This is a genomic window from Paraclostridium sp. (genome assembly GCF_051656405.1).
Lineage (GTDB): Bacteria > Bacillota > Clostridia > Peptostreptococcales > Peptostreptococcaceae > Paraclostridium.
This window is the reverse complement of sequence record NZ_JBOGBV010000006.1, coordinates 25,650-48,101: the sequence shown is the minus strand read 5'-3', so window position 1 is coordinate 48,101 and position 22,452 is coordinate 25,650. Positions and strand designations below refer to the sequence as shown.

General features: G+C 28.7%; 19 protein-coding genes. 1 reads left to right on the top strand and 18 read right to left on the bottom strand.

Going from position 1 to position 22,452, the window contains the following annotated elements:
• Nucleotides 1–101: 101 nt before the first annotated feature.
• Nucleotides 102–1,544 (bottom strand): adenylosuccinate lyase, encoded by a 1,443-nt coding sequence (gene purB / locus ACRDDE_RS00965; RefSeq protein WP_438624912.1) that lies wholly within the window; start codon nucleotides 1,542–1,544, stop codon nucleotides 102–104.
• A 74-nt stretch (nucleotides 1,545–1,618) separates the two neighbouring features.
• Nucleotides 1,619–2,527 carry a tyrosine-type recombinase/integrase gene (locus tag ACRDDE_RS00960; protein WP_438624910.1) on the bottom strand — a complete coding sequence of 303 codons (909 nt, stop codon included), beginning with the start codon at nucleotides 2,525–2,527 and terminating at the stop codon, nucleotides 1,619–1,621.
• Between the two features lie 139 nt (nucleotides 2,528–2,666).
• On the opposite strand from ACRDDE_RS00960, the gene ACRDDE_RS00955 reads away from it, so the two are divergent.
• Nucleotides 2,667–3,479 (top strand): undecaprenyl-diphosphate phosphatase, encoded by an 813-nt coding sequence (locus ACRDDE_RS00955; RefSeq protein WP_035114107.1) that lies wholly within the window; start codon nucleotides 2,667–2,669, stop codon nucleotides 3,477–3,479.
• 25 nt (nucleotides 3,480–3,504) lie between these two features.
• Here ACRDDE_RS00955 and ACRDDE_RS00950 read toward each other — a convergent pair whose 3' ends face one another.
• From ACRDDE_RS00950 to ACRDDE_RS00875, 16 genes are all read right to left on the bottom strand, one after another.
• Nucleotides 3,505–5,283, bottom strand: coding sequence for a UvrD-helicase domain-containing protein (locus ACRDDE_RS00950; protein ID WP_438624908.1), 1,779 nt, complete (start codon nucleotides 5,281–5,283; stop codon nucleotides 3,505–3,507).
• A gap of 174 nt (nucleotides 5,284–5,457) precedes the next feature.
• Entirely contained in the window at nucleotides 5,458–5,736 is a 279-nt protein-coding gene (locus tag ACRDDE_RS00945) for a hypothetical protein (protein WP_021432255.1), read from the bottom strand.
• A 64-nt stretch (nucleotides 5,737–5,800) separates the two neighbouring features.
• The gene (locus ACRDDE_RS00940) at nucleotides 5,801–6,724 is read right to left on the bottom strand and encodes a DUF523 and DUF1722 domain-containing protein (protein WP_438624906.1); all 924 of its coding nucleotides are present in this window, start codon (nucleotides 6,722–6,724) and stop codon (nucleotides 5,801–5,803) included.
• 137 nt (nucleotides 6,725–6,861) lie between these two features.
• The gene (gene rny / locus ACRDDE_RS00935) at nucleotides 6,862–8,403 is read right to left on the bottom strand and encodes a ribonuclease Y (protein ID WP_438624904.1); all 1,542 of its coding nucleotides are present in this window, start codon (nucleotides 8,401–8,403) and stop codon (nucleotides 6,862–6,864) included.
• Nucleotides 8,404–8,538: 135 nt separating this feature from the next.
• The gene (gene recA, locus ACRDDE_RS00930) at nucleotides 8,539–9,591 is read right to left on the bottom strand and encodes a recombinase RecA (RefSeq protein WP_419742730.1); all 1,053 of its coding nucleotides are present in this window, start codon (nucleotides 9,589–9,591) and stop codon (nucleotides 8,539–8,541) included.
• Nucleotides 9,592–9,870: 279 nt separating this feature from the next.
• On the bottom strand, nucleotides 9,871–10,413 hold the full coding sequence (gene pgsA / locus ACRDDE_RS00925; RefSeq protein WP_021428714.1) for a CDP-diacylglycerol--glycerol-3-phosphate 3-phosphatidyltransferase: 543 nt from the start codon (nucleotides 10,411–10,413) through the stop codon (nucleotides 9,871–9,873).
• Nucleotides 10,400–11,734, bottom strand: a complete 1,335-nt coding sequence (gene rimO / locus ACRDDE_RS00920; RefSeq protein WP_438624902.1) for a 30S ribosomal protein S12 methylthiotransferase RimO — start codon at nucleotides 11,732–11,734, stop codon at nucleotides 10,400–10,402. Before rimO ends, pgsA begins: the two co-directional genes overlap by 14 nt.
• Nucleotides 11,735–12,784, bottom strand: coding sequence for a tRNA 2-selenouridine(34) synthase MnmH (gene mnmH, locus ACRDDE_RS00915; protein ID WP_438624901.1), 1,050 nt, complete (start codon nucleotides 12,782–12,784; stop codon nucleotides 11,735–11,737). It abuts the gene before it with no gap.
• 2 nt (nucleotides 12,785–12,786) lie between these two features.
• Entirely contained in the window at nucleotides 12,787–15,138 is a 2,352-nt protein-coding gene (locus ACRDDE_RS00910) for a DNA translocase FtsK (protein WP_438624899.1), read from the bottom strand.
• Nucleotides 15,139–15,274: 136 nt separating this feature from the next.
• Nucleotides 15,275–16,027 (bottom strand): ClpP family protease, encoded by a 753-nt coding sequence (locus ACRDDE_RS00905; protein WP_438624897.1) that lies wholly within the window; start codon nucleotides 16,025–16,027, stop codon nucleotides 15,275–15,277.
• A 30-nt stretch (nucleotides 16,028–16,057) separates the two neighbouring features.
• The gene (locus ACRDDE_RS00900; protein WP_438624895.1) at nucleotides 16,058–16,210 is read right to left on the bottom strand and encodes a hypothetical protein; all 153 of its coding nucleotides are present in this window, start codon (nucleotides 16,208–16,210) and stop codon (nucleotides 16,058–16,060) included.
• A gap of 60 nt (nucleotides 16,211–16,270) precedes the next feature.
• Nucleotides 16,271–17,482, bottom strand: a complete 1,212-nt coding sequence (dapG, locus tag ACRDDE_RS00895) for an aspartate kinase (protein ID WP_035114130.1) — start codon at nucleotides 17,480–17,482, stop codon at nucleotides 16,271–16,273.
• A 9-nt stretch (nucleotides 17,483–17,491) separates the two neighbouring features.
• Complete coding sequence (locus ACRDDE_RS00890) at nucleotides 17,492–17,737, bottom strand: YlmC/YmxH family sporulation protein (RefSeq protein WP_021428747.1); 246 nt, start codon at nucleotides 17,735–17,737, stop codon at nucleotides 17,492–17,494.
• A 66-nt stretch (nucleotides 17,738–17,803) separates the two neighbouring features.
• Entirely contained in the window at nucleotides 17,804–19,048 is a 1,245-nt protein-coding gene (locus ACRDDE_RS00885) for a M16 family metallopeptidase (protein WP_438624893.1), read from the bottom strand.
• A gap of 120 nt (nucleotides 19,049–19,168) precedes the next feature.
• Complete coding sequence (locus ACRDDE_RS00880; RefSeq protein ID WP_438624891.1) at nucleotides 19,169–19,912, bottom strand: polysaccharide deacetylase family protein; 744 nt, start codon at nucleotides 19,910–19,912, stop codon at nucleotides 19,169–19,171.
• Between the two features lie 328 nt (nucleotides 19,913–20,240).
• Entirely contained in the window at nucleotides 20,241–22,379 is a 2,139-nt protein-coding gene (locus ACRDDE_RS00875) for a polyribonucleotide nucleotidyltransferase (protein ID WP_438624889.1), read from the bottom strand.
• Nucleotides 22,380–22,452 lie beyond the last annotated feature (73 nt).

Here is a 22,452-nt window from a genome sequence, read left to right as displayed (position 1 = left end):
ACATATAAATGTATCAATTTTTTCCTTTATAATTTATATGTTCAAATTTTAAAATTTAATTTTAAAACGTATAAAAAATAGAGGTTAAAAACCTCTATTTTTTATACATTTAAATCTATTTTCATTCCTATAGAATCTTTATATTCACTTATAACAGGATTTATTACATCCTCAACAAACTCAACAACTTGTTTTGGAGCTCTTCCTACAAAGTTTTTAGGATCCATTATTGATAGAATTTCTTCTTTTGACATCTTAAATGTATCACAATCTATAAGAATTAACTCTAATAAGTTATTATCTTTTCCTTCTTGTTTTACTCTCTTTGCAGCTTTCATTGAATATTCTCTTATAACTTCATGTAACTCTTGTCTATCTCCACCTCTTTTTACAGCTTCCATAAGAATAGTCTCTGTAGCCATAAAAGGTAACTCTTCATTTATATGTTTGTTTATTATGTTTTCATAAACAACAAGACCATTAGTTACATTTATACCTATTTCAAGTATAGCATCTACTGCCATAAAAGCTTGAGGTATAGCTAATCTTTTGTTTGCAGAGTCATCTAAGCTTCTTTCTAACCATTGAGTAGCTTGTACTAATGCAGGACTTAAAGATTCCCCTATAACAAATTTAGATAATGAAGCTATTCTTTCACTTCTCATAGGATTTCTTTTATATGCCATTGCAGATGATCCAATTTGATTTTTTTCAAATGGCTCTTCTAACTCTTTTAAGCTTTGTAAAAGCCTAATATCATTAGTCATCTTATGCATGCTTTGAGCAATCCCTGATAAAATAGATATAACTTGATAGTCTAACTTTCTAGTATATGTTTGTCCACTTACTGCATATGATGCTTTATAACCCATCTTCTCACATACAAGTTTGTCTAATTCTTTTACTTTTTCATCATCACCTTCAAATAGACTTAAGAAACTAGCTTGTGTTCCAGTTGTTCCTTTTACACCTCTAAGCTTCATATTTTCTATTCTAAAGTTTAAATCCTCTAAATCTATTACTAAATCTTGAGCCCAAAGACATGCTCTTTTTCCTACTGTTGTAAGTTGAGCTGCTTGGAAATGAGTAAATCCTAAAGTTGGTATATCTTTATTCTCTAAAGCAAACTCTTTTAAATTGTTTATTAAGTTTACTAATTTTATTCTTATAAGTTTTAATGCTTCATTCATTTGAATTACATCAGTGTTGTCTCCAACATATGCACTAGTTGCGCCTAAATGTATTATCCCTTTAGCACTATCACATTGTAATCCATAAGCTTTTACATGACTCATAACATCATGTCTTACTTCTTTTTCTATTTTTCTAGCTTCATCGAAATTTATATTATTTATATTAGCTTTTAATTCATTTATTTGTTCATCTGTTATATTAAGCCCTAACTCTTTTTCTGATTCAGCTAATGCAACCCAAAGTTTTCTCCATGTAGAAAATTTGCATTGTGGAGAAAATATATAACTCATATCTTTACTGCAATATCTATCTATTAATGGATTTGCATATGTACTATATTTATTTTCCATTCTATTTAGCACCTTCCTTATGTCTTTATATTATTATAATTTTAATTATATATAATTAAACGAACAATAACAAGTTATTTTTTATTTATGTTCATTTTATCGCTTGATATAATATAATCGATACTTTCACTATCTACAAAGTTAAGTACATATTTATATCTTATTGCGTAGTACTTATCACTCCAACCGAGTTGATTTTTTACTTCTTCCTCTCCAGCACCAAGTCTTAAACTTATAGCTGCAAATGAATGCCTAAAATCTTTTGCTGAATAATTGCTAAGTCCTGCCATATCTAAGGCTTTTTTCACAATTATTCTTACATTTCTATCTGTTATAGAATTTCTTTGTTGGCTCGTAAACACAAAATCTTCTGTTGGCATTATACACGATGGCAATCCTTGGTATATTCTATATTCTTCTATTTTAGAAAAGCAATGTGGATGTAGTTTTACAACTCTTTCCTTTCTGCCTTTGCCTAACCTTACGTATGCATTGTTATTTTCATCAACCATCAAGTCTTTCCACTTTAAATTTACTAATTCATTTAGTAAACAGCCAGTCGTTATAAGAAATACCATTATCAATCTATCTCTCATATTTAATCTAGGCAACGTATCTATAATCTGGTTTATTTCTTGAATACTAAGCACGTCATCCTTAGTTTTTATTCTACTTACTTTTGGTTTTTTAACTAGCTTAAATGGGTTAATTTCTATGTACTCTTCATTTTTCATATAATTATAAAAACTATGTAAGTAACTATATATTTTTTCAGATGTAGATTTTGCATAGTTATCTTTTACAAATTCTATAAATCCACTACAATCTTCTTTAGTTACACTTACTAAGTCTTTATTATTTACATATTCTTTAAATAATATAACTTTGCTTAAGTAGTCATGCTTAGTTGCTGGATTATGCTTTTTTGAAAATCCTTTAAAGATTTCATACTCATATTCATTTAAAATTACATTTTCTTCCATGCGTAGTCCCCCTGTCTTTTTATAATTATTAAATTTCTAACTTATTTTTAAATACCTTTTTAAAATATTGAATATATTTATTAATATTGGTATACTTTAACGTATGGTAAAATTAGTTTAAATTAGGAGGTAGTTAAAATTGTTAGAAATTTTTAAAGCCATTATACTTGGTATAGTTCAAGGTATAACTGAGTGGCTGCCTGTAAGTAGTACAGGTCATCTTATATTAGTTGAACAATTCGTTAAATTTGATTTATCACAGGTGTTTGTAAGCACATTTATGGTTGTAATCCAATTAGGTTCTATACTTGCTGTATTAACACTATATTTTAAAAAATTAAATCCTTTAGATTCTTCTAAAACAGAAAAAGAGAAAAAGGATACTATTAACTTATGGATTAAGGTTATTATAGCAGTAATTCCATCTGGAATACTAGGTGTTTTATTTGATGATGCTATAGACTCATTATTTTTCAACCCTACAACAGTTTCAATAACTCTTATAGTTTATGGGGTTATAATGATATTAATTGAGAACAGAAATAAAAAACCTAAGGTTAATGATTTTTCACAGCTTACATATAAATTAGCTTTAGGAATAGGACTATTCCAATGTTTAGCTTTAATCCCAGGTACTTCAAGATCTGGATCAACAATTATAGGTGCTGCATTATTAGGTACATCTAGATATGTAGCTGCTGAGTTTTCATTCTTCTTAGCAATACCTACAATGTTTGGTGCAAGTGCACTTAAACTTGTAAAAACTGGTGCTGCCTTCTCTGGATTTGAGTGGTTAGTATTAGGTGCAGGATTTGTAACAGCATTTATAGTTTCTGTATTTGCTATTAAATTCTTAATGGATTATATCAAGAAACATGACTTCAAGGTGTTTGGTTATTATAGAATAGTACTTGGTATAATAGTATTTGCATACTTTACATTTTTAATATAAATAAAAGAAGCACTATGTGCTTCTTTTATTTTTTTGACTCTACCAATAACCTTATTATGTCACTTGCACCTTCATTAAAAGTAGTTATAATACTTAAGTAATCTGTAGCTCTATTTATAGCAAGATATACTTTATTTAAATCTCCTACAAAGTCATTAACTTGATAGTCTTGACTTATATCATTAATACTATGGTTATATAACATTTCTAATTCACAAAATATAACAGCTTTATATTCTAAGTTTTTTATAGTATATATATTCGCTATTGTAACTCCCGCTTTTTTTGCTACATTAGTTAATTCATCATCCCCATATATATATGGTATTTCATTTTCTTCCAAGTCTTTTTTTAACATATATTGGAAATATATAGTTTTCCCATTTTTTAATTTTTTCTTATTAAATGGATATACAATTGCTATATCAGAATAACTAAGTCCCTTTTGTGTAGTTAAGTATTCAATTTCCCATATTACAGAACTTATTTGTTCTTCTATATCAGAAACTTTTATTATATCTACAGCCTTATTACTCTTTCTAATGTAGTTTGATAAATAATACATATCATTTGTAACATTAGGTCTTATGCTCTTTATATAATCATTTGAATTTTTATCAAAATTGTTTACAAATTCAACTAAATTATCACTTTGCCTATAGTTATCATTTAATTCTATTACATCATTGAACTGTATATTATCCCAAGAGTTTTTAAATATACTTAAATTACTAAATATATTTAATCCTTTGCACTCAAATGCATTAAATATATACTTAGACTTATATAAGAAACTTCTTATAAAGTCAATCTGCTCTGGCTCGAAGCATTCAATTTCATCTATAAATATTCCTTTGAACATACTTTTATTTTTTATAGTATTTTTAGCTTGTAAAACAAGATTTTTATATACCTTATCCGGAGTATTTTTTAGCATATTATAATCAAACACCAAGTTGTATGCTTTTGCTAATTTAAATAAGAAAGAAGTAAATGTATGTATTTCTATATTGTTGTTATCTTTATATAAAATATCTAATCTTTCTTTCAGCTCATTTCTAAGCTGCTTTGTATAAGTAAATATTACGAATTTATGGTGTGGATATATTCTAGCTAATTTGATAGCTCTTGCTAATAATATTGTAGTCTTTCCACATCCAGATGCTCCTTTATATAAGGTGTCTCCATATTTAACTGAGGCAACTTTTTCAATTTGATTTCTTTCTAGCATAGTAGCCGTATAACTATAATCTTCATTTGAAAAAGATATTTTCTTTAAATTTTTATTTAAGTTAAGATTATTATTTATCACATAATATTCAGGACAAATTTGTAACATAAATAAGTTAAGTAAAATTTCATCATTTGGATTTCCTAAATATTCATCTATACTAATCTCATAGTTCATTATTTTGTATAACTTCTCTTTATCTATTATATTATTTTCTACAAAGTCATTATCTCCATTATCATATATAGATACGTGGGGCATTATAAATATGTAGTTATATTCAATATCATTACCTATTTTGCTCATTTGCTTTCTTAAAAGATCATATTCTTCTTCCATTACCTCTAACAATTCATCTTCTAAGAGCATAAATAAATCTTCTGTTGTATCCATAAATTTTATAAACAAAACTCTCTTATCTTTTATATATAGAAGATCTGTGTTTATTCCTTTAAAAGGAGTCACCTTTGGCACTACATTAGCTTCCTCTTTCATACTTTGATAAAAAACCTTTTCAAACGCTTTTATCTTTAATGCATCTAGCTCGGAATTTATATTTATGTACTGGCTCAATTTCTCATCCCCCTCATTTTATATAATTATATCATTTTAAATAGTTTTTTGCTATATTTGATATATTTAATATATTATTTCCATTTATTATTTACATGAAACATCCTTATTACTCTTTTTTTATAAAAATTTACTAAATCGTAAAAAATAGGTACTATTTAAAGTACCTATTTTTTATGATTTGTAGTGGCTTTCTAACCATATATTCATTTTTCTTCTTATTTCATTTTTCTTTACCTCTTCAAAATCAGCATCACTTATACTGTAACTTTGAACTAATTTATCCACATTAGGAGGATATTCTAAGAAATTTCCATTTTTATTTTCAAATCCAATACTCATTATATCGTAATTATCTTCATTTTTATTTACAACAACTCCATATTCAACATCTTCATTTTTGTTGCAATTTGATATTTTTACATATTGATTTTTAGCAAGAGTATTTAACATATCATTTCTCCTTTCATTTTTTCTTTATTATTATTATCATTTTATAATTTTTTATTATATAGATTTATAAACTTCTTCCTTTCCCAGAATCAATTAAATTTATTAAGCTCTCTGGATATGGATTAAATATAGTTTGACTTAAAATTTTTTCGTCTTCAAATCTAGCTGCATATATTTTTACATTATTTAAAGCCGTACTAAGTGGTATTTTGCCTTTGCTATACTTAACTATATTATCAACAAATACTTCTTTTTCTTTTAAAGATAAGTATTTTTCATATTTATTGTATATATCTAAAATAGTTTGAATATTTTTTTTGGTATTTCTATTTTTATTTAAAAGTTGAAATAATGTTTTTTGGTAATTTTCATATTCTTCATTTTTACACATATTGTTTAAATGACTAAAAATTTTAACATCATAATTTTTTAGTAGTAATTCATTATTTTGATGAAATTTTTTCATATCATTTTTTTCATTTTTAAAGTTATTTATCATAAATAATTTAGTTAAAAATTCATCTCTTATTGAATAGTTTTTAAGTCTACCTTCATTTTCTATAGGTAAGTAACCATGTGAATTCAATATTTCATCTGCGAAAAACCCATTGCTCTCATTAGTTAAAGTTGATTGCCCACTTTTATGATAAACTTTAACATCTCTTACACCGCATGAAGGTGATTTGCTTTTTAATATACATCCATCAATATCATCCAATTTAGAAATGTAATTTTGAGAAAAATTTTTCATCTGATTAGTGTAATCTTTATTTGTTTTCGGTTGAATAAGTTTTTTCTCATTATTATAGTCAACAATTCTTATGGCTTCTCTTGGGGTAGAAAGTCCTATTTCAACTTCAGGACATACTGTACAAAATTCAACATAATCTTTTAAAGAGTCAATAAATTTACTACTTGCGCCTTGTCCATTGTATCTACAATTTTCAAATCCTAAACATTTACTGATTAATAACTTCGGACGTCTCATAATTATATCTCCTATTTATGTTTATAAATTTTAATATTAATATTTTAATCTTATTTAAAATAAATTATTCTTTTTATTTAATTCAAAAAATCAAAAAAGCGAATATATCATTTGATATATTCGCTTAAATTATTTTCTTATTTAGCGTATTCTATTGCTCTTGTTTCTCTTATTATGCTAACTTTGATTTGTCCAGGATACTCTAATTCATCCTCTATTCTCTTAGTCATATCTCTTGCTAATAAATGTATATCTTCATCATTTACATTTTCTGGTTTAACCATTATTCTGATTTCTCTACCAGCTTGTATTGCAAACGATTTATCTACGCCCTCATATGAATTAGCTATTTCTTCTAATTTCTCTAAACGTTTAATGTATGCTTCTAGTGTTTCACGTCTAGCACCAGGTCTTGCAGCTGATATAGCATCTGCAGCTGTAACTAATACAGCTTCTATAGTTTGTGGCTCATAATCTCCATGATGAGTACTCATAGCATGTATAACATCTTTAGATTCTTTGTATCTTCTAAGTAAGTCCATACCTATCTCAACATGAGTTCCTTCCATTTCATGGTCAACTGCCTTACCTATATCATGAAGTAATCCAGCTCTCTTAGCTAGTTTTACGTCTGCTCCTATTTCTGCAGCCATTATACCCGCTATGTGAGCTACTTCTATAGAATGTCTTAAAACATTTTGTCCATAACTTGTTCTATAGTTAAGTCTACCTAGAAGTCTTACTAATTCTGGATGTAATCCATGAACCCCTGTTTCAAAAGTAGCTTGTTCTCCAAACTCTTTTATTATATTATCAACTTCTTTTCTAGCTTTCTCAACCATTTCTTCAATTCTTGCAGGATGTATTCTTCCATCTGCGATAAGCTTTTCAAGTGCAATTCTCGCAACTTCTCTTCTTATAGGATCAAATCCAGATAATATTACTGCTTCTGGAGTATCATCTATTATTAAATCTATTCCAGTAAGCGTTTCTAATGTTCTAATATTTCTACCTTCTCTACCTATAATTCTTCCCTTCATTTCATCATTAGGAAGGTTAACCACTGTTACAGTAGTTTCTGCCACATGATCGGCTGCGCATTTTTGTATAGCATATCCTATTATTTCTCTAGACTTCTTATCTGCTTCATCTTTAGCTTGAGATTCTATTTCTTTAATCATTATAGACATCTCTCTTCTTACTTCTCTTTCAGCATTCGTTAATATAATTTCTTTTGCTTGATCAGAAGTTATTCCAGATATGCTTTCTAATTTTTCTAATTGTTGAACTTTAATCGCTTCAACGTTTTCTTCTTTTTTCTCAATTTTTTTAATTTTATCACTAAGAACTGTTTCTTTATTCTCTAGAGCTTGAAGTTTTTTATCTAAAACCTCTTCCTTTTGAATTATTCTTCTTTCAAACTTTTGAACTTCAATTCTTCTTTCTTTGTTCTCTTTCTCTGCTTCATTTCTCCACTTATGGATCTCTTCTTTTGCTTCTAATAGTTTTTCTTTTTGTAAAGTTTCTGCATCTTTTTTTGCCTTATCTATTATATCATCGGCCATCTTTTCAGCTTGACCAATTTTAGCTTCAGATATGTTTTTTCTTACAAAATAACCAACTATAATACCCACAAATATTCCCAATAAAGCGCCTATTATTGCCTCTATGACATCCACCTCCTTTGTTAAATAAACCGTCAACTACAGTATTTATAACATCTATTTTTATAAACTAAATAAGAATATTTTATTCTTATTTAATTTTATAATTTTTTCAATCTGGTGTCAAGTTAATAGGAGGTATACAAGCGATTATTCTCCAATATTTTCTACTGAATCTTCATTTTTCTCTGCGCTATCTCTATTTTCATCTAATTTGTAATATTTTCTTACTAAACCTTCTACTTCTTCTGTCAAATCCTTATTGTCTTCTAAGAATTTTTTAACATTTTCTCTACCTTGCCCTAATCTAGTCTCATTATAACTATACCAAGCTCCTGATTTTTTAATTATGTCTAAATCTGCAGCTATATCTAATAGATCCCCAACCTTTGATATACCTTCTCCATACATTATATCAAATTCACATTGTTTAAATGGAGGTGCAACCTTGTTTTTAACAACTTTTACTCTTGTTCTACTTCCCATAACTTTATCGCCTTGTTTTATAGTGTCTATTTTTCTAACATCTAGTCTTACTGAAGAGTAGAATTTAAGAGCACGACCACCTGTTGTAGTTTCTGGACTACCAAACATAACTCCAACTTTCTCTCTTAACTGGTTTATAAATATTGCTACACAATTAGATTTTTTTATAGATCCTGTTAGCTTTCTTAAAGCTTGCGACATAAGTCTTGCTTGAAGACCAATATGAGAATCTCCCATGTCCCCTTCTATTTCAGCTTTTGGAACTAAAGCTGCTACTGAGTCAACTACTATTATATCTATAGCACCACTTCTTATAAGTGCTTCTGCTATTTCCAACGCTTGTTCTCCTGTATCTGGTTGTGAAACTATTAAGTTATCAACATCTACACCTAATGCTTTTGCATATACTGGATCTAATGCATGTTCAGCATCTATAAATGCTGCTATTCCACCTTGTTTTTGAGCTTCTGCTACTGCATGTAAAGTAACTGTTGTCTTACCAGAAGATTCTGGCCCATATATTTCAACTATTCTACCCTTTGGAAGACCTCCTATGCCTATAGCTATATCAAGTCCAATAGAACCTGTTGGTATAACATCTATAGCCATACCCTTAGCTTCTCCAAGTTTCATTACAGATCCTTTACCAAAATCTTTTTCTATTTGAGATAACGCTGAGTTCAGCGCTTTTAATTTTTCATCTTGTATTCCTGCCATTTATGTTACCTTCCCTTCTAAAATCATTTATTAAAATTTTACTTAAAGTAAAACATTCATCAAACACTTGTTCTATATTTATTATATATTTTTTATGACTTAAAGTCAATTAAATAATACCTTATTAGTATTAACTTTAATTATATCAATTTATACATATTTTTCCATAAGTTTAAATTATCTTTTATTTCCAAAATTAATCTTACCTTTCAAATTTGGTTTAAAAACTTATTAAGCACAAAAAAATGGATAACTATTAGTTATCCATTTTTTATATTATTATTTACTTTCCATAAATAAATTTTTATTTTTATAAACATACTCCCATCCTGAGTAAAGAGTAAGTAATGTAGCTATTAATATAGTAAATTTACCTATGTTTAAAAATACAGGATTACCTGTATGCGCACCTAGTAAAAGAATTACTATAGCTACCATTTGTGAAATAGTTTTTAATTTCCCTCCAGAACTTGCAGCTATTACTTTTCCGTCTGCAGCTGCAATTGCTCTTAATATACTAACTGTAAGTTCTCTAGCAACAATTATAATAACCATCCAAGCAGCCACTAAATCATACTCTATCATTGTTGTAAGAGCTGATATTACAAGCAGCTTATCAGCAAGAGGATCCATAAATTTACCAAAGTCAGTTACTAAATTGTATTTTCTAGCTATATGACCATCCATAGCATCAGTTACAGATGCTACTATAAATATCATACAAGCTATTAAAAATTTACTTGGTAAATTTAACATCATTACTATTATAAAAACTGGTATTAAAAATATCCTAAATAAAGTTAATTTATTAGGCAAGTTCATTAACTACATCTCCCATCAAATCATACTCTAAGGCATTATTTATTTTTACTTTTACAAATGATCCTATTTCAAGTTGATTTTCAGACTTAACATAAACTATACTGTCTATTTCTTCTGCATCTCCTTGAGTTCTACCTATATATACCTTATCTTCAATTTGCTCTTCAATTAAAACTTCATACTCATTATCAATTTTTTGTGCATTTAGATTTTGTGATATTTCTTGTTGAATTAACATAAGTTGATCTCTTCTTTGTAATTTTACATCTTCATCTAAATGATTAGGAAGTTTATCAGCTGGAGTATCTTCTTCTCTAGAGTATGCAAAAGCTCCTAGTCTATCAAACTTCATATCTTTTGCAAATTCAACTAATTCATTAAAATCTTCATCAGTTTCTCCAGGGAATCCAACTATTATAGTTGTTCTTAGTGTAGCATCAGGTATATATTTTCTTATCATTTCAACTTTTGATTTAATATCTTCTTTAGTTGTATGTCTGTTCATTAATTTTAAAACTTTATTACTTGCATGTTGTATAGGCATATCAAAATAATTACATATGTTATCATATTTTTTAATTACTTTTACAAGCTCTTCAGTTATTGATTCTGGATATGAGTACATTATTCTTATCCATTTTATTCCATCTATTTGTGCAAGTTCTTCTAATAATTGTGGAAGTTTAACTTCTCCATATAAATCTAAACCATACTTTGTAGTGTCTTGAGCTATAACTACTAATTCTTTTACTCCTTTAGAAGCAAGATCTTTAGCTTCTTTTATTATATCTTCCATTTTTCTACTTCTATATCTACCTCTTAATTTTGGTATTATACAGTAAGTACAGTGATTGTCACAACCTTCACCTATTTTTAAATATGCCATATATTCTGGAGTTGTAACGTATCTTGGAAGATCTTCATTGTAAGCAAATTCAATATCATTTAAACTTACTATGTTATTTTCCTTTTCAAGATTTGCTATTATTTCATCTATTTGTTGGTAACTTCCTGTTCCAACTATAGCATCTATTTCTGGAATTTCTGCTTGTAATTCCTTAGCATATCTTTGAGCTAAACATCCTGTAACTATAAGTAACTTTAAATTTCCGTTTTCTTTTAATTGAGCTAAGTCTAATATAGTATCTATAGATTCTTGTTTTGCTGATTCTATAAATCCACAAGTATTTACTAAAATTATATCAGCTTCCTCAAACTCACCTACTAATTTATATCCTTTTCTATTTAAAATCCCCATCATTATTTCTGCATCTACTAAATTTTTAGAACATCCTAATGACTCTAATGCTATTTTTAACATTTAATTTGCTCCTTCCTTCGCTGCCTTATGAAAATCTATTAACTCTAAAACTGCTTCTTTCATGTTATCACAATTAAGAACTCTATTGTACTCATATTTTTGAACTGAATGCCCATACAGCGCATCGTAATAATCTACTAAATAATGTTCTACAACTTGATCGTATTTACCTTCATTAAATAATTCAATATAGTAATCAACTTTTTGATTTCCTAGTCTTTTTCTAAATTTATTTATACATTGTATTAATGCTTCAAAGTTCTTATTCTCTGTATATATGTAGTCTCTACATAATCTATCTACTCTAGACTTTACACTACATTCTAATAATATATGGTATCCGTCCCTTACTATACCTGAATATATTTCATGAGGTACGTTAACATGTCCGACTCTTTTACTTTCACTTTCTATAAATATATAGTTACTTTTTGAAAAATATAGTTTTTCAAAAATATTAGTTTCAAAATTCTTTTGTGTAGGCGGTTTTTCGTTAAACATTATAAATCCAAATGTAGATCCACTATTTTTAGCTAAACCTTCTAAGTCTATAATATCTATCCCATTTTCTTCTAACATAAGTAATGCATCTGTTTTTCCAACACCAGTTAACCCATGAAGAACTATAAATTCTTTTGTATCCATAACTGTTTTAAAGTAATCTAATACAAAGTTTCTATATGATTTATATCCACCTTGTAATTGATATACATTTACACCTAGTGTTGAAATCATGTTTGTTAAACTTCCACTTCTCATGCCGCCTCTTGCACAGTATATAACTATATTTTCATATTCATTGGCTAAGCTTAAAACTTCCATGTACATATGCTTTAACTTGTCTTTTACATAGTCAAATCCTTTTTGTACAGCTTCTTGTTTTCCTTGCATTTTATATATAGTTCCTATGTCTTTATGCTCATCGTCGTTAAACAGTGGCATATGAAAAGCATCACGTATGTGGTCTTCTTCAAATTCCGCTTGCGTTCTAACATCTATAAATATAGTATTTGGTAGATCTAACGCACTCTTTATGTCTATTGTCTTCAAATTTATTCACCCTCTAAATTTTCTAAGTCTTGTTTACTTACTAAAACCTTTCTAGGTTTACTTCCTTCACTTTGACCAACTATAGATCTTTCTTCCATAGAATCTATAAGTCTTGCCGCTCTATTAAATCCAATTTTAAATTTTCTTTGAAGCATAGAAGCTGAAGCTTGCCCACTTTCAACTACAAATTCTATTGCATCTCCTAAAAGTTCATCAGCATCGCTATTTTGCTCTTTAGATATCTTAGCTATACTATCTACTATGCATTCTTCATATTTAACTTCTTCATTAACTTGACTCTTTACATAATCTATTACTCTTTCTGATTCTGATTCTGATATAAACGCACCTTGTAATCTAACTGGTTTAGCTGCTCCTAAAGGATAGAATAACATATCTCCTTTTCCTAGAAGTTTTTCTGCTCCACCCATATCAAGTATAGTTCTAGAGTCCGTTTGAGATGAAACCGCAAACGCAATTCTAGATGGAATATTAGCTTTTATAACCCCAGTTATAACATCTACCGAAGGTCTTTGTGTAGCAACTATTAAATGCATTCCTGCAGCTCTTGCCATCTGAGCTAATCTACATATATAATCTTCAACATCACTAGCACTAACCATCATAAGGTCTGCAAGCTCATCTATTATTATTACTATCTTAGGAAGTTTTTCTTCACTTTTTTCATTGTAACTTGTTATGTCTTTTACACTTGCCTCTGCAAATAATTTGTATCTTCTATTCATTTCAGTAACTGCCCAGTTTAAAGCATTAGCAGCTTTTTTAGGATCAGTTACAACTGGTATTAATAAATGTGGTATTCCATTGTAATTTGCAAGTTCAACAACTTTTGGATCTATCAGTAAAAATTTAACTTCATCTGGGTTTGCTTTGTATAAAATACTATTAATTAAGGTATTTACACACACACTCTTACCAGAACCTGTAGATCCTGCGATAAGTAAATGAGGCATTTTACCAATATCAGCTATTATAGGTTTACCAGCTATATCTTTTCCAAGTCCCATAGCTAATGGTGATTTGAAATTATTAAACTCTTCACTTTCAAGAACTTCTCTTAAAGTTACTATTTGAGCTTCTTCATTTGGAACCTCTATACCAATAGCACTTTTACCTGGTATAGGAGCTTCTATTCTTATACTTTTTGCCGCTAGGCTAAGGGCTATATCATCCGTTAAGTTAACAATTTTACTAACTTTAACACCTGGACTTGGTTGAATTTCATATCTAGTTATAGTAGGTCCAACAGTAACTTGATTTACTTTTGCTTCAACACCAAAGTCAGATAGAGTTTTTTCTAATAATGAAGCATTTTTTAAAACTTTTTTCTTGCTCTTGTCATCAGTCTTTGAATCTATTTTATTTAATAGTTCAATACTAGGTTTTGTATAATTTTCATATTTAGAGTTTGTTTGAATTCCAATAGGCTGTGTGCTTTCTATATTATTTTCTTTTACACTTGTAACCTCTGTTTTTTGTGTAGGTTTAGCCTTTTGTAGTTCTTTTAAAACTTCTAATTCAGGCATACTTTGAGTACCTTCTAATATTTCTAAGTAATCATCTTCAGCTTTATTAAATCCAACAATTTTTATTGTTTTATCATTGTCATATTCTTCAATACTTTTTTCTTTATCCTTAGATTTATTTGACTTATTTTTTAAGTCATTCTTTGTTACCATAGTATTTTCATCAACTTCTTCAGTTACCATATTAACCATGGCATTTTTTAAACCTTTAGCTTTTTCTTTAAAAGTAAGATTACTATCTTTACTGTTTTTAGCTTTTGCTTTTATAGTATAAATTAAGTCTTTTAAAGATATATTAAAAGTAAATAGACCTGTTATTAACAATGCAAATATACTTATTAGCCATGCTCCTGTTACACCTAAAATCTTTGTAACATAATATGTGATAAATGTAGCTATAAGCCCACATCCTTCACCTTGAACCGCAGCTTTACTTACTTCTTTAATTACATACGAATTAGTCGGACTATCTATAGGTAAATTTTTCGCATTTAAAAGTCCGTAGAATATGAATATAAAAAATACACCTAAATAGTATATTTTAGCATTTTTAATTCTGTATATATATTCATTCTTCTCGAAAAATCCTAAGATACCACTAATAATGATTATAAACGGAATTGCTACTGCTAATCCTCCAAATAACCCTTTAAATATATTTTGAATAATCGTACCTAATAACCCCATTGAACTAGAGTTTAAACTATATAATAAAAATATACCGATAAATATAGTTATAAGGTTATTGTACTCAGCCGAAAAACTTGATTCTATCTTCTTTTTCTTTTTAGATTTTTTCTTAGCCACCAATCTCACCTCTTAAAAATAAATTTATACAAGAATTAATACATTCCAAAATCATAGCAAAAAGTGCTAATGTATTTAAACACTAACACTTTTATATCTTTTAATTATATCATATTTTATGTTATTTAAACAAATTTTATTTAATTACATTGTTGTTACTATCATTATTGTCTTCATTAATTAATTCTCTTAATTTAGCCATTGCCTCTTTTAATCCACCGACTTCATCAATAAGACCACAATCAACTGCCTCTTTACCTATTAAAACACTACCTACATCACTTACTAATTCCTCTTTTGAGTGCATAAGCTTTTCTAATTCTTCTTTTTCTATATCTGAAGTTCTAATTATAAATCTAGTTATACGCTCTTGCATTTTTTTAAAGTATTCAAATGTTTCATTAACCCCAATAACAAGCCCATTTGTTCTTATAGGGTGAACAATCATAGTTGCAGTTGGCGCTATAAATGAATAATCACCTGCAGTTGCAAGTGGAACTCCTATACTATGACTACCTCCTAATACTAATGTTACTACTTTTTTAGATACACTGTTCATAAGTTCTGCCATAGCAAGCCCAGCTTCGACATCTCCTCCAACAGTGTTTAGAATTACTAAAACCCCTTTTATATTTTGATTTTCCTCTATTTCAAATAACATAGGTATTATATGCTCATATTTTGTAGATTTTTTTTGTGGGTTGCCTGCAAAGTGACCTTCAATTTCACCAATTATAGTTATACATTGTATATCCTTTATATTTTGGCTAGGCATATTAGGAACACCCATTTGTTTTATATTTTGGATATCTTCACTTTCTTCTGTATCATCATCTTCTTCTGACTTTAGCTGTATTTTTCTATTTTTTTCATCATTGAAAAGATTCATATGTAGCCTCCTTCTAAGACTTATTTTTATCTACTTTTCTTTTGGATGTTTACTTATAGGTCTTGATGTATTTTGAGCTACTGACCCACTTTTTCTAGGTCTAGAGTTAGCTGGTAAATTTAATTCCTCTGCAAATTCTAATTTAGTATTTGGCTGTTTATTTTTTGCTTTTTTATTAGACATAAAAAATCCTCCTTATTTGTTTAACTTTACATATAAGTTAACCAAATACGGAGGATATTATTAATTTAATTTAAATTCATCATGTATAGCATGAACAGCTGATTTCATATCTTTTTCTTCAACTAAACAAGATATAGTCATGTTTGAATCCGATGTTTGTAATAAGTTAATTTTAGCTTTAGATAAAGCTCTTACAATCTTTGCCATAACCCCAGGAATACCTGTCATTTTTGTACCTATAAGAGTTACTTTTGCACAATTTTCTTTAACAGTGTACTCAAGATCATGATTATTAAGTATACCTTTTAATATATTTAACTTTTCATGTTCTATTACAAAAGCTTTCTCTTCAACAAAGAAGTTTATCATGTCTAAACTAATTTCATTTGATTCAATTTCATTCATTATATCTGTAAATATATCTTCTTTAGATTTAACTTTTATTTGAGTAATTCCATTTTTATGTGCTACTGCAGTCATAGTGTGTAAAGATTTTGCTTCTTTGTTAACTTCAAACTTAGGACTCATCCCGCTTATTCTAGTACCTGGATGAGATGGATTTAAAGTGTTTTTTATATTTAAAGCTATAGATCCACTTTTTGCAATTTCAACAGCTCTTGGATGAATTACCTTTGCACCTTTATCTGCCATTTGAAAAACTTCTTCATAATTTATATAATCTAAAACTTTAGCTTCTGGCTCTACTCTAGGATCTGCTGTCATTATTCCGTCAACGTCTGTATAAATTTCAACAGTTTCACATTCTAATGCTTTACCTATAGCCACAGCAGATGTATCGCTTCCGCCTCTACCAAGAGTTGTTACTTCTCCACTTTCTGTAGTTCCTTGGAACCCAGCTACTATAACAACTTTACCTTCATCTAATTCTTTATATATTCTTTCTGGTTTTATATCCAATATTCTTGAATCAGAAAATTTCCCATCTGTATATATACCAGCTTGACTACCAGTTAAAAATACTGCATCTATCCCATTACCTTTTAACATATTAGTAAGTATAGTTCCTGATATTATCTCTCCACAAGACATTATTAAATCTAATTCTCTTTTAGAAGAATTTTCATTTACATTTTTACACAGATTTATCAATGTATCAGTTGCATATGGAGCTCCTTTTCTTCCCATAGCAGAAACTACTACAACTAAATCTAATCCTTTTTCTTTGTAGTTTTTTATTATATTGCAAACTTGTTGCATTTTTTCATAAGATTCCACAGATGTCCCACCAAATTTTTGAACTACTATCGTCATATTATCCTCCTAGTACACGCCTTCGTATTCTATTATAATCATGTCATTACCAATTTTTTTTACATTTCTCCATGGTACTTCTAGTACCGATTTATCTTTTCTAAATCCTAAAAATCCTCTTTCTCTAGGGATTAATAAAGCTAGTATTTTTCCTGTAGTGTCTTCAATTATAAGGTCGCACTCTCCAACAACTCCTAATCTTTCTCCTGTAACTAAGTTTACAATCTCTTTACCTGCTACTTCAGATAAATTCATAAGTATCCCCCCATATAAACTAATATGTATCCAATATAGATAACCTTGATTATATGTCTAGTCTAGTTAGTCTAAAGTTATATCTTCTACATCTCTTCCTACAATACAGACTCCAATATTTTCTCTATTAAATACCTTGTCTATAATTAAGTCTATTCTAGCCTTGTCAATATTATTTATACTTTCTATAATATCATTAGGATTTTTCACCTTTTTTGTTAATACCATTGCTTTACCAATTGACATCATTCTGCTGCTAGTACTCTCTAATCCAAGAATATAACTTCCTTTTAACTGTTCCTTACTTTCTTTTATCTCTTTATCTGTAAGATGATTCTGTCTTAGGTTGTCAATTTCTTCTAATACTAAATTATATACTTTTTTTAGATTTTCGTTACTCATACTAGCATAAATTCCAAGTTCTCCGCTTTTCCTATAAAGGCTAGGCGCAGAGTATATTGAATATACTAGTCCTTTGTTTTCCCTTATATTTTGAAATAACCTTGAGCTTATGCTTCCTCCTAAAATATTATTTATTATAGATAATGCATAAGCATCTTCTCTACACTCTAACGGAATAGCTTTTAAGCTTATTGCTAAGTTAACTTGTTCTATATCTTTGTTTCTAGCTATAAAACACGGATGAAATTCAGGTTCAGTTATTTCGATATCTACATTTCCCATCGGTAAATCTTTAAACTTTGATTCTATTAACTTTACCATTTCTTCAAATTTAAAGTTTCCACTTATAGATATTACGGAATTACTTGCTACATAATACTTATTAAAATAATCTTTTATAGTATTTCTATTCATATTATATAACGATTCTTCCGTCCCAATTATATTCATACCTAAGGCGTCAGTTTTGTATATTCCTTCCATAAGAAGATCGTATACTAAGTCCTCAGGAGAATCTTCATACATTTTTAATTCTTCTATTATAACCTGTCTTTCCTTATCTATATCCTTTTCATCAAACAAAGGATTTAAAAACATATCACTTAATATATCGATTCCAATATCTATATGTTCGTCTAATAATTTTACATAATAACAAGTACATTCCTTGCTCGTAAAAGCATTTATTTGACCTCCTAAGTTATCTATAGTGCTTGCGATTTCCTTAGAAGTTCTATTTTTAGTACCTTTAAAAAGCATATGTTCTATAAAATGTGATATACCACCTATCTCTTCATTTTCTATTCTAGACCCTGCATTTACCCAAACACCTAATGTTATAGATTTTAGATAAGGTATTTCTTCCCCTATTATTGTTAGTCCATTACTCAATATGTGTGTTTTATACATACTCATCCTCCAATTTTTTGTGCATTAAAATATTTATGATAATCATATAAGCTTTTTATCTTAATCAATGTCTTTTAAATTATAAGTTAGTAAAGTCAATTATTCAATATCAAAATAATTTTATAAATTAAATACATCACTAAGTTTACCTGGCTTTAATTCCTTTTCTTCTATGATTTTTATTATATCATCAATTCCTTCTGCACTTGCATATGTAGGATGCATAAGTATTATGCTAGAATCTTTCATATCTTTAGATTTAACTCTTTGTATAATAACATCAGGTTCTTGTCTATTTTTCCAATCTATTGTGTCTATATCCCATTTATAAGGTATATAACCTAAATCATTACACGCTTTTACTGTTTCTTTATTAAATGATCCTCCTGGAGCTTGAAAAAACTTAGTTTCTGTTTTTGTTATATTTTCAATTATTTCTTTTGATGTCTTTATTTGTTCGTAGTTTTTATCATAGTCTAAAGTTCCATAATCTAGATGTTTGTATCCGTGATTTGCAATTTCATGTCCCTTTTTTTGAATTTCTAATAAAAGTTCAGGGTTTTCTTCTGCCCACCTACCTGTTACAGCAAAAGTTATTTTAGCCTTTTTTTCATCTAATACCTTTAAAATTTTTTCTAAGTATTCAGTTTCCCAACCGAGGTCTACGTTGCAACTTATTGCAACGTATCCACTTTTTTCTTTTGTTCCACTGTAATATGGCTCACCAGCTCTATAAAACATGTTAAACGTAGGCTTAGCTTTATCTTTTGTCATAAATGCAACACCTATAATTGCTAATATTATAACTAATACTATTATGAAAATTTTTTTTAGCTTTTTTTTATTAAGAACCATCATTATCATAAAAGTCCCTCCCAATATGTACAATTTATTTATTCATTAAATTGTATTAGGACAGTTTACCTTTTATGCATTTTTATTATATATTATATATTCAAACTTCCCTATAACTTAAATTGCTTTTATTATTGCAAAAAATGCTTATTGTGGGGGCGCTCGATTAAAAGCTATATGTTTCCTTCACATGACAAGCTTTGCTTGTAAGTGTTTCGTCAATATATAACTTTTAATCTTCGCTTCTTTTGTGAGGTGTAAATAAAAAAAGGAGACATATCTAATACTTAGATATGTCTCCTTTTTTTATTTATATATAGTCTAAACAGACTATAATTTATTTTTCTTTATTTTCTTTATTTTCTTTTACTTCTTTAACTTCTTTTTTCTCTGGTTTTGGTAAAAGTGCTTTTCTAGATAAGTTAACTCTACCTTTTTCATCGATTTCAGTTACCTTAACTGTTACTTCATCACCTATGTTTAAAACATCCTCAACCTTATTTACTCTTTCATGAGCTATATGAGATATATGAAGTAATCCTTCTTTTCCTGGAAGTACTTCAACAAATGCTCCGAAATTCATTATTCTTGTTACTTTACCTGTGTAAGTTTCACCTAATTCAGCTTCTGCAACTATATCATTTATAAGTTGTTGAGCTTTAGCTATCATTTCAGCATCTATTCCACTTATAAATACTTCTCCTGTTTGTTCTATATCTATTTTAACTCCAGTTTCATCTATAATCTTAGTTATTATCTTTCCACCAGGTCCTATAACGTCTCTTATCTTATCTGGATTTATGTTCATTGTTACTATCTTAGGTGCATATTTAGAAAGCTCTGGTTTAGGCTCAGCTATAGTTTTTCTCATTTCATTTAATATATGAATTCTACCTACTTTAGCTTGCTTTAAAGCAGTTCTTAAAACTTCTTCATCTATACCAGCTATTTTTATATCCATTTGTATAGCAGTTATACCGTGCTCAGTACCTGCAACTTTAAAGTCCATGTCTCCTAAGTGGTCTTCCATACCTTGTATGTCTGAAAGTACCGCAACTTTATCATCATGTTTTATAAGTCCCATAGCTATACCTGCTACCATATCTTTTAATGGAACACCTGCATCTAAAAGAGATAATGTTGATCCACATACACTACCTTGAGATGTTGATCCATTAGAACTTAAAACTTCAGAAACAACTCTTATTGCATATGGGAAATCTTCTTTAGAAGGTATAACAGGAAGTAATGCTCTTTCAGCTAATGCTCCATGTCCTATTTCTCTTCTACCTGGTCCTCTTGAAGGTCTAGATTCTCCAACACTGTATGCTGGGAAGTTATAATGATGCATATATCTTTTACTTTCTTCTTCATCAAGTCCATCAAGTATTTGAACATCACCTAAAGCTCCTAAAGTTGCTATAGACATTACTTGAGTTTGTCCTCTTGTAAATAATCCAGATCCATGAGCTCTTGGTATAAATCCATTATCACACCATATAGGTCTTATTTCATCTGGTTTTCTATTATCTGGTCTTACATTTTCATGCACTATAAGCTTTCTTACTTGCTCTTTTATTATAGCATGTAATGTTTCTTCTATATCTTGACCAAATTCTTCTACTATATCTTCAAAGTTTTCAAAAGTAGCTTCTTTTACTGCATCCATTTTTTCCATTCTTTCAAGCTTTTCTACAGTTTTAACCGCTTCTTTCATTTTATCTGTAGCAAACTCACGAACAGCTTTTTCTACGTCTGCATTTATTTCAAAAAGAGTAACTTCTATTTTTTCTTTTCCGACTTGAGCAACTATAGTTTCTATAAACTCAACAACTTTTTTAATTTCTTTATGAGCAAATAATATAGCTTCTAACATTAATTCATCTGGTATTTCCTCTGCACCTGCTTCAACCATCATTATAGCATCTTTTGTTCCTGACACTACAAGGTGTAGAGAACTTTTTTCTCTTTGCTCAGCAGTTGGATTTATAACAAATGCACCATCTACTAATCCTACTGATACAGATCCTGTAGGTCCATTAAATGGTATATCAGATATAGATAATGCTATAGATGAACCTATCATCGCTACTATATCAGGTGTACAATCTTGATCAACTGATAAAACTGTTGCTACTACTTGTACATCATTTCTAAATCCTTTTGGGAATAAAGGTCTTATAGGTCTATCTATAAGTCTTGATGTAAGTATAGCCTTTTCTGAAGGTTTTCCTTCTCTTTTTAAGAATCCTCCAGGTATTTTTCCTACTGAATATAATTTTTCTTCATAATCAACACTTAAAGGGAAGAAATCTATTCCATCTCTTGGTTGTGCTGACTTTGAAGTATTAACCATAACCATAGTCTCACCATATTGAAGTATGGCACTTCCACTAGCTAGTTCGGCAATTTTTCCTATTTCAACAGAAAGCTCTCTTCCTGCAAAATCCATTTTAAAAACTTTATGTTCAAACATTAATGCTTGTACCTCCTCTTTATTAAAAACCGCGTTTAGTATCCTATGTACTATCTTATCAAAAATACTATAA